The sequence below is a fragment of the Carboxydocella sp. ULO1 genome, from assembly GCF_002049255.1.
Lineage (GTDB): Bacteria > Bacillota.
The window spans coordinates 1-347 of the sequence record NZ_BDLQ01000089.1; the positions used below are offsets into that span (position 1 = coordinate 1).

Genomic DNA, 347 nt, shown 5'->3' on the forward strand with positions numbered 1-347 from the left:
AATTTCTTGGCCAGTTCCTTTAACAACCGAAAGGCCCTGGTCACGGTGGCATCCCCATCAGCATTGATCAAACAACAGCGAGCCGGAGCCAGCCAGGCCTGTTTTACTAGTAGCTCCCGGTCTACACCGTGCTGGGCCAGATAATCCCAGTATTCCTCCAGTTTGCCGAGCAAATAAGGCAGAGCATATTGCTCCTGTTCAGCAGTCAGGGTAGGAATAATTCCCCAGGCAATAATTCCGCCCCGTTCCAGAAAGGCCTTGATTTCCCCGGTATAGCGGGAGAAAATGCGGCCACAGCCCAGGGCATCCAGGGATAAAATATCCAGCTCAATCTCCCGCAGCAGAAA

1 pseudogene is annotated in these 347 nt (G+C 52.7%); it reads right to left on the bottom strand.

Annotated features, from left to right (window positions below):
• Window positions 1-347: pseudogene (locus tag ULO1_RS14820) on the bottom strand (hypothetical protein); the annotation flags it as partial.